Source organism: Microcoleus sp. ARI1-B5 (assembly GCF_036705795.1).
In the GTDB taxonomy this organism is placed as follows: domain Bacteria; phylum Cyanobacteriota; class Cyanobacteriia; order Cyanobacteriales; family Microcoleaceae; genus Microcoleus.
This window is the reverse complement of record NZ_JAUBVK010000041.1, coordinates 32574-41396: the sequence shown is the minus strand read 5'-3', so window position 1 is coordinate 41396 and position 8823 is coordinate 32574. Positions and strand designations below refer to the sequence as shown.

8 protein-coding genes are annotated in these 8823 nt (G+C 44.0%); 6 read left to right on the top strand and 2 right to left on the bottom strand.

What is annotated here, in order from left to right; genetic code table 11:
- The first annotated feature begins 556 nt into the window (after positions 1–556).
- Together QUB63_RS31955 and QUB63_RS31950 are read left to right on the top strand one after the other, a co-directional pair.
- Positions 557–1699: a leucine-rich repeat domain-containing protein gene (locus QUB63_RS31955; protein ID WP_332949395.1), complete on the top strand. Its 1143-nt coding sequence runs from the start codon at positions 557–559 to the stop codon at positions 1697–1699.
- A 116-nt stretch (positions 1700–1815) separates the two neighbouring features.
- A complete protein-coding gene (locus QUB63_RS31950; RefSeq protein WP_332949394.1) occupies positions 1816–3093 on the top strand; it encodes a leucine-rich repeat domain-containing protein in 1278 nt (425 codons plus the stop codon).
- Between the two features lie 845 nt (positions 3094–3938).
- Here QUB63_RS31950 and QUB63_RS31945 read toward each other — a convergent pair.
- Positions 3939–5408 (bottom strand): hypothetical protein, encoded by a 1470-nt coding sequence (locus tag QUB63_RS31945; RefSeq protein ID WP_332949393.1) that lies wholly within the window; start codon positions 5406–5408, stop codon positions 3939–3941.
- A 404-nt stretch (positions 5409–5812) separates the two neighbouring features.
- Positions 5813–6268, bottom strand: a complete 456-nt coding sequence (locus QUB63_RS31940; RefSeq protein WP_332949392.1) for a hypothetical protein — start codon at positions 6266–6268, stop codon at positions 5813–5815.
- Positions 6269–6970: 702 nt separating this feature from the next.
- Here QUB63_RS31940 and QUB63_RS31935 point away from each other — a divergent pair.
- The 4 genes from QUB63_RS31935 (at position 6971) to QUB63_RS31920 (ending at position 8576) form a co-directional block, all read left to right on the top strand.
- Complete coding sequence (locus QUB63_RS31935; protein ID WP_332949391.1) at positions 6971–7198, top strand: hypothetical protein; 228 nt, start codon at positions 6971–6973, stop codon at positions 7196–7198.
- Between the two features lie 217 nt (positions 7199–7415).
- Positions 7416–8039 (top strand): hypothetical protein, encoded by a 624-nt coding sequence (locus QUB63_RS31930; protein ID WP_332949390.1) that lies wholly within the window; start codon positions 7416–7418, stop codon positions 8037–8039.
- 83 nt (positions 8040–8122) lie between these two features.
- A complete protein-coding gene (locus QUB63_RS31925; protein WP_332949389.1) occupies positions 8123–8263 on the top strand; it encodes a hypothetical protein in 141 nt (46 codons plus the stop codon).
- 43 nt (positions 8264–8306) lie between these two features.
- Positions 8307–8576, top strand: a complete 270-nt coding sequence (locus QUB63_RS31920) for a hypothetical protein (protein ID WP_332949388.1) — start codon at positions 8307–8309, stop codon at positions 8574–8576.
- The last annotated feature ends 247 nt before the right edge of the window (positions 8577–8823 follow it).

The following is an 8823-nucleotide window of genomic DNA, read 5'->3' as shown; positions in this document are numbered from 1 at the left end:
TTGAGTGGTGTAATTTGGAGTGGAGAAAATGGGTATACTGAGCTCATGTTGGAACAGCTTACACCATAAGCTATTTAGGATAAAAGCCATAAACCAAACAATCTCTCTCAAATCTTGAGTGGTGTAATTTGGAGTGGAGAAAATGGGTATACTGAGCTCATGTTGGAACAGCTTACACCATAAGCTATTTAAGATAAAAGCCCTGAATCAAACAATTTATTTCAAATCTTGAGTGGTGTAAGTTGGAGTAAAGAAAATGGGTATACTGAGCTCATGTTGGAACAGCTTACACCATAAGCTATTTAAGATAAAAGCCCTGAACCAAACAATTTATTTCAAATCTTGAGTGGTGTAATTTGGAGTAGAGAAAATGGGTATACTGAGCTCATGTTGGAACAGCTTACACCATAAGCTATTTAAGATAAAAGCCATGAACCAAACACTCTCTGTCAATGCCAAGGGTTTGTACCACGGTTTCAAGAACGTCGGGCTAAAGTCAGCTAAAGTGTTGGCGATATCTTTACTTTTGACATCTACCATATTTTAGGAGATGCTAATGAATCAGCTCCAATTGATGAGATTGACTTTGATAGGATTGGTCAGCATTCTGTTACTGGGAATATTGGGTCAGTCGCAAATTAGTGGAAATGAACCTTTCTTATGGCTCGTGCAGAAACAACGGGGCGATAGTGAACGGACATTTGCTAATTGGTGTCGCAAAAAAGCTTCTTTGAGTCCTGAAACTAAACATACTGTTGAGGTGTTGTTGAAGAAAGCGGGAACTACTGAGTGCGAGGCGGCCGCTCGACAACTTTCGAGTCTCACGAAACTAAAGCTCGACAAAAATCAAATCCGTGACCTCAAACCGCTAGCATCCTTGACTCACCTGGATTGGCTCTCCCTCGACAACAATCAAATCAGCGACATCAAACCGCTAGCATCTTTGACTCACCTGGATTGGCTCTCCCTCGACAACAATCAAATCAGCGACATCAAACCGCTAGCATCCTTGACTAAACTGAATTACCTCTGGCTCGACAAAAATCAAATCCGTGACATCAAACCGCTAGCATCCTTGACTAAACTGAATTACCTCTCCCTCGACAGTAATCAGATCGGGGATATCAAACCGCTAGCATCCTTGACTAAACTGACTTCGCTCTTCCTCGACAGCAATCAGATCGGGGATATCAAACGGCTAGCATCCTTGACTAAACTGACTTCGCTCAACCTTAACAACAATAAAATCAGTGACATCAAACGGCTAGCATCCTTGACTAACCTGACTAGGCTCAACCTTAACAACAATAAAATCAGTGACATCAAACCGCTAGCATCCTTGACTAACCTGACTAGGCTCAACCTTAACAACAATAAAATCAAGGACATCAAACCGCTAGCATCTTTAGGGGTCTCCCATAATTCTTGTGGGGTAGACATCCTGGCTCCCGTTAAAAGGCTTTTTGGGAGATGTCTCTTGACTAACCTGACTGTACTCGATCTCCAAAACAATCAAATCAGCGACATCAAACCGCTAGCATCTTTAACTAACCTGACCGATCTCAACCTCAACAACAATCAAATCAAGGACATTAAACCGCTAGCATCCTTGACTAAACTGACCGCTCTTTACCTCAGCAGAAATTCGAGCGCACCCAAGACTTGTCCTCTCAAGCCAGAGTCTATCTGTAATTGGTAACAAGAACCTAGCTCTTAAAACTTGAGAGTTCAGAAAATTACCGTTTCCTGATGTGATTTCAAAGGTTAGAAGCTTTAGGCGGGAAAATTTATAAAAATCCACAGAGGTTATTCCGTATGATTTCATCAGTCCTTGTTTTCATGTTGGTGGTATCGAGTCAGTCGGAAAATAGTAGAAATGCACCTTCCTCATGGGTCGTGCAGAAACAACGGGACGATAGTGGACGGACATTTGATGATTGGTGTCGCCAAAAGGCTTCTTTGAGTCCTGAAACTAAACATACTGTTGAGGTGTTGTTGGAGAAAGCGGGAACTACTGAGTGCGAGGCGGCCGATCGACAACTTTCGAGTCTCACGGAACTCAACCTCTACAACAATCAGATCGGGGACATCAAACCGCTAGCATCCTTAACTAACCTGACCGATCTCTACCTCAGCAACAATCAAATCAGCGACATCAAACCGCTAGCATCCTTGACTAAACTGACCGATCTCTACCTCGGCGAAAATCAAATCAGCGACATCAAACCGCTAGCATCCTTGACTAAACTGACCGATCTCTCCATCGACAAAAATCAAATCAGCGACATCAAACCGCTAGCATCCTTGACTAACCTGACTTTCCTCTCCCTCGACAGCAATCAGATCGGGGACATCAAACCGCTAGCATCCTTGACTAAACTGTATTGGCTCAACCTCGACAAAAATCCAATCAAGGACATCAAACCGCTAGCATCCTTGACTAAACTGGATAGGCTCGCCCTCGATGGCAATCAAATCAAGGACATCAAACCGCTAGCATCTTTGACTAACCTGACCGAGCTCTACCTCGAAAACAATCAAATCAGCGACATCAAACCGCTAGCATCCTTGACTAACCTGGCTCTGCTCTCTCTCTACAACAATCAAATCAGCGACATCAAACCGCTAGCATCCTTGACTAACCTGACTGTACTCTCCCTCTACAACAATCAAATCAGCGACATCAAACCGCTAGCATCCTTGACTAACCTCACTGCGCTCGACCTCGACAAGAATCAAATTAGCGACATCAAACCGCCAGCCCCGACATCACCTATCACACAAACCCGCCTCACTTCTCGCCATGACCTAAATCACATCGCGGAGAAACTGGCTGTTCCTTCGCGATCACATCCACTTGCTGGTTTCTGGAAAGACGATTGCTCCGATCGCTTTGGGTTAGCAATTACTCCTGCAGGGAAAGGTCTCTACTCAATTTCGTTTTGTGGCCCTGGTGGGTGCTTTGTGCCAGGTACTTATCGGCCTAATAGTCCCATAGTCGGCGACCGAAGTTATCGTGTAGTTAACAACAATACAATTGATGTTGAGGGGCGTGACGGCTTCACTCGCTCCATTCGCTGTCCATCACGCTAAGAGCCGTCAACAACGGGCTAACAAGTCGCTGCACACCGACAACCTACAGCTTCGGTCGCAAGCTCCCTGTGCTTCCGGTTGCGGGTGAGCCCTGGCTTTAGGTTGCCAAATGCCGATCGTGTACTGGGGTCGATCGCAGCTAGCTACAGAAAACCGAAAACTAATATCAGGGTGACAGTATCCAAAATTAGGGTTTGAGATAGAGAATTTTTCATTTTGTAAATCGTTGAGGCTGGCGAATAAGGATTTTCAGCGCTCTAAATTTATATACCCACTTCAACAATAAGTTGATTTTTTTAATCAACAATACAGTAATGGGTTCAAATTGTGGCTGGGAAATGTGAGTTTCCCCGTCCAAACTTCTAGCGGGATTTTTGCGATGGTCTGTTGAGTCTTTGCCGAAGTGAAAAGATTTAGAAGACCGTCGCAAAAATAGCCGCCACCCTCCTAACTATTGGCAAAAACACAAGCTTCGTGTGTCACGCGCTTGAAGGTTTTAATAACCTTGGCGGTTCCAGTCTCTTGAAGCTGTAGCGCTTCCAGTGGTTGGGTTGCGGAATAAGTATTTATAAAAGAGTTATCAATACCTAACTTCACTCTGCAACCCGGTCGTAAGAGTTGCAAGCTCTAAGCTGGGAAATATCGATAGTCAGTAATTAGCATCAATAAAGCTCGGAGATTTTCAACTTATTTTTTTCATACCCTGATTAAGCAACGCCCTTCATCTCTATCCCGCAGGGCTTCAATCTTTTTTCCCGAGGCTTCCCCAACGGTTGCCAGGGCAAACGTGCTGCTGAGAAAGGCAACGGTGAGGAAGGTCGCAAACTGTCGTTGGGGATGTGCGCTCATCGCTTTGGTCGGGTAGAGGCTCGGTTTTTGAGCTGCGGCGGTGTCTTGTCGCTATAGGTAAATGGTAGCGCTCCGTTGCCTTTTAATCTCTCCTCCAACCATTTGGGTTTCTCGCTAAACGAGATCGACATCGTACCGTCGGGAGCAACGCGATACACCCATTTTGCCCCCGGACAAATAGACGACTTCATATCGGGAACCGATGCCGGCCATTTTCCGGTTTTGGCTGTTAGTGCTTTGACTTGCAAAATTTTCTGAGTCAGTTCCAAATCCAGCATAGATTTGGCTGCTTTACTGGTTTGGCTGGGAAAAATTGTAGATGTCCTACCTATATAATTCCACCACGCGAAGTCCTTTGCCGGGGCTGAATCAGAAACGCAAACATTCTGCTGGCGAGATGGTGCAAGCGATCGTTTATAGACTTGATAACTATCGATCGCACAAAAGCGAACATAAGGTTTGATCGCCGGCTTGAACCACACCAGGACATGAGATAAAGTCCTGTCTAAGATTTTCTCTTGTAAAGTTGGGGGATCGTTCGTTTCCGTAAATATTCCCAAAAAACTAGAAGCGCCCGATCGTTGTTGTATCGAAGACCACGAGTGTTTCCAAAGGAAGTCTTGCAAAAATTTGAACTTAAACAAAAATTCTCCCTGCACGGATGTCAATATCGATTCGCGGTAATCGTGTTCCAGCAAGCGCTGCTGCCACTGGGCCGGAAGGATCTCGGCTTTCCGCATCACCCCTGCTGGATATTTAGTCACAATCAAAGCCACAAGTTGAGAGATGAGGAGGGGGCTTTCTGTTAAAGACTGGTTGATTTTCCAGGATACTTCCAGCATTTCTGCTGCTGCTTGGGTCTGACCTTTACGGTATTTTTCTAGAATGTCTAGGGCTAAAACTTGTTGGAAATTAATCGGCCATAAATAAGAGGGTAGGCCAGCCGTCATATCTCCTTCCAGAATCCAGGTAATATCGGTTCCCCAGTGCGGCACTTCATTATTTAAAACCTGCTGGCGAAGTTCTGCTAAAGCCGTTTGCTTGGAGGCGAGATAGCGCTGTAATTTCTCTGAAGGTGGATTTACGGTATCGTTTGGTTTGGCAATCTCAGCGTTTAGGTACTGCTTTAAGTCTTGTCTGATTTCTTCAAATGCCTTTCGATCGTCCTCTGAAGACCTAAAATCTGCCCTAGACCCGATGGAGCGATCGGCAGAATAGAAACTTGCCCCGCCTCCACCGAACCCCACTTTAGCGAGGGACGCCGCCAGTTTCAACGCCGCATCATTCGGCTCAGTTTTGGGAAACCGTTGGGCATAAGCTGCTAAATCCTGCTCGATTTCTTTTTCTTGCACAGAGGCGATATAGTTGCCACCCACAATCCAGACTGCCAGCAGTCCCGCCAACCCAACAACCGAACCACCTAGAAATTTGAGGTTCCGTCTGAACGATGGGTTTTGAATGTCCATAAACTCCTCCTTCGCGCGATCGCACCTGAAGATGAGCGCCAGAATCAATTTGAACCATTGTCTTCTACATCTGCCGGCTTTCGATACTTTTAAAAGTTAAATCTTGTTAAGATGAATTGGATCGATGGGCGAGATTTATTTGGCGATCGCTCGTAGGTAATTTTGAAGTATTCGGTATTGAGTATTGGGCTCGCGACCTAAATCTTACCGTGACTGGTTCTACCACTGTGTCTCTTAGAGGGATGCCAGAGGATATGTCCCGGACATGGACTCGGTTTCCGCGATGGCAAAGTCTGCAAACGCAGTGAGTGAATTATTACGTAGCTTGCGGGCGCGTAGCGCATCGCATTCTGAGTAGGATGCCATCGCCTATCCCTTACCTTGATTGAGCACCGCCATGAAACTCAAGAACGTCCTATGGTAACTCCCGGCGATCGCTCTTGACCGAAGAAATCCTGTGCTTCGTGAGTTAGTTTTTGCATTTCATCAGCGGTCAGGGAATCTTTATTATGAAGATTCACGTAATCAGCAACGAATGCTGCATTTACATAAGTTTGCCAGATAAAGAGTTCCTTTCTGGTTCCGGCAATGGGGCGGTCAAAACTTTCACCTACATGGAAAATCGAATTATCTTCAGGATTTCCATAGAATTTGGGTGATTCCTTTTTTATGGGACTGCTAAAAACTTTGTAGCGTTTCCTGACAACCGAAGTTAAATGGGTAATTTTGACTCCCACAGGTGGATTATCTTTGTCCCGGTAGTTACCTTGGTTCATCCAAGCATTGAAAGCATCTATATTGCCAGATACTTGATAGCGATCGCCTTCCTCACTCTGGTTTCCATAGGTAGACAGTAGCATTCCTTTGAATAACTTAAAAACCTCGTCATCTGATTGATTCAAAGAAAAAGAGCAATCCTTTAAGATTTCTTTACAGCCTGTAAGAACTTTCCAAGCATCTGTTATATTTGTATGAATTGATAATGGTTGACTAGAAATTATGTAAGCCTTTTTCCTTCTAATGCCTAAGTAAACTGTGTGACGTAGGCGTAAGCCGGGGCGAAGCCATCGCTTATCATCGCCGGAGCGATATAGCAACCAGTAATCAACTTTTGATTTTGATCGAACCCAAATAAAGCCTCTATTCTGCGTTTAGCTTCACCCATATTTCCTCTATACTAACAATCAAAATGAAGTTTATATTTTAAGGCTCATTCATTATAAAATGGGTAAATATATGATTTTACTAAGGAATGTTTTTGACTAAATTTCTAGTAAGGTTTCGTGTTTTTTTTATAGAAACGTTTCTGATGTTACACGCTGATGTTGCAGATTCTAAAAGTTCATTATAAGCTTCGCTGTAGAGTATTGTACCTCGCAACTGGAAGTATGAAGTGTCAAATAACCTTTGGCAGATTAATCAAAAATGCCAGAATTTACTATTGTATGAGTCAGATTGTTTTAGCCCATAAATTGACCGCTCGAACTGGGTTAAATATAAGTTTTTGTGAGGTGAGCCGAATCGAAAACGATTACGCGAACATTCCGCAACAACAGTGACAAGTGTTAATTCCGGCACTGGCAGCAATTTTTGAAGCTGATAAAGATTGGCTCGAGCAGATTCATGACTCAACCCATACCCAAACTTTAGACCCATCTCAAGCAATTTTTCCCCATTTATCTACGATTAGTTACAAAACTGTTTACTTACATCGAATCATCGCTGAACAAACTATTGGTCGCCGACTTAGAAATGGTGAAGTCGTTCATCATTTAGATGAGGGAGGATAAAACTAATAACTCACCAGAAAAGTTGGTGATTTGTTCAAGTGCATCAGTTCATCATCGTTATCACCAAAAATCATTTCGTCAAAAAATGGCAGTAGATCGTCTAGTTCAAGTGGACGATTTGTGGTTTTAACAAAATGCCTACACATCACCTCAAAGTCGGAATGTGTAGGTCTGCCGATTTTCGGCAAACTTCAAATTCAATCAATTTATTTTCACCATGAAAATATTTTTCCTTGACCTAGACGGTACAATACGAGAGACAAAAAGCGGGGAAACTTTCATCAACCGACCAGATGACCAACAACCTATTCCCGGAGCTTTAGCAGCAACCGAGTATCTTTCTTCAATCGGATTCACTCTCATTGGCATTACCAATCAAGGTGGCTGTGCTGTCATTGACCCTGCAACAGGTAAACCACAGAAAAGTTTGGACGATGCGATCGCAGAACAGAAAATTAGCTTAGAGCTTTTTCCCAAGTTGTCAGAGATTTACTTTTGCCCGTCCTGGGGTGAAAATTGCTTTCAAGTTTCCCGTTGGTGTCAACTCAATTCTTTTCGGGCACCCACCGGCAACAGTGGCAGCTCAATCTCCTGTCGCAAACCAGGACACGGAATGATTCTTCGGGCTATTGAAAGCATTCATTCTGACGCTGATCCGATTGACTGGTCAGAATGTTGGATGAGTGGCGATAAAAGCGAAGATCAATTGTGTGCAGCAGCAGGCATTGTTTATTTTATTTGGGCAAATCTCATGCTCAAACGGTTTGGCGGGGCTGATTGTGAAGAACCACAGCAAGACACAAAAATGGTGAGATATTTCGATCGATTAATTCAACGGTAATTCAAGGGCGTTTTGCCGGAGCGCTCCCAGCTTTAATGCCATGAAAACGCTCCCATGTTGTACTAGGGTTAACTGCTGTTGCTTTGACAGTTGCTGTTGCTATTTATCAATTAGACCAAGAAACGAAAGAAATTGATAAATATCTTGCTGAGTATTTGGGGGAATATGAAGAAGAAGCTTATCCGATCGTCGGCATTCAAATTGAAGTTGAGAACCCCAAATAGAAAATGCTTCGCTGTTGAGTATTGATTTCTTGGAGGTTTTCTCATGGACATTGAACAAATCAAAGCAATCATAGGTGGCACTGAAGAAACTCTACGACTACTACAAGGTTTGCCCGAATATCAGGCGATCGAAAGTAGTGAAGGTTTCTCGACTCCAAACGATTTAGTTTTGGCAGATGCGATTCAAACCCTGTCTGAAATTTATCAGGCAATTGTTGAGTCAGAATATTATTTACCTGACTCAAAACCCGACCAAGCCCCCGAACAAGCCCAAGAAAATCCTAGCAACCTTTTTGATTTATTGGGAACCTAATTAGCGCATGAGCCGGGTCGGCTCCCTTTCCTTTGGCTCTGGGTTAAGCCGCTTTGTTTGCCGGGTCGGAGGCACTAATGCAGATCGAGAGTGCCTAAGAACGCGGGACGTTTTTTGCTCATAGAATCACGCTCTGATGCGACATTCTCCCGTACTTTTTCTGATTTTAACCCACACCTTTGAGGCCTGATCGCCATGACGAATCGCGATCGCACCCCCGCAACATTCCTTAAGTTGAAACCAATGC

Bases quoted from the DNA above. Each gene is read 5' to 3' on its own strand.
- QUB63_RS31955 (WP_332949395.1), top strand. From the start codon at position 557: ATGAATCAGCTCCAATTGATGAGATTGACTTTGATAGGATTGGTCAGC.
- QUB63_RS31950 (WP_332949394.1), top strand. From the start codon at position 1,816: ATGATTTCATCAGTCCTTGTTTTCATGTTGGTGGTATCGAGTCAGTCG.
- QUB63_RS31945 (WP_332949393.1), bottom strand. From the start codon at position 5,408: ATGGACATTCAAAACCCATCGTTCAGACGGAACCTCAAATTTCTAGGT.
- QUB63_RS31940 (WP_332949392.1), bottom strand. From the start codon at position 6,268: ATGCTACTGTCTACCTATGGAAACCAGAGTGAGGAAGGCGATCGCTAT.
- QUB63_RS31930 (WP_332949390.1), top strand. From the start codon at position 7,416: ATGAAAATATTTTTCCTTGACCTAGACGGTACAATACGAGAGACAAAA.
- QUB63_RS31920 (WP_332949388.1), top strand. From the start codon at position 8,307: ATGGACATTGAACAAATCAAAGCAATCATAGGTGGCACTGAAGAAACT.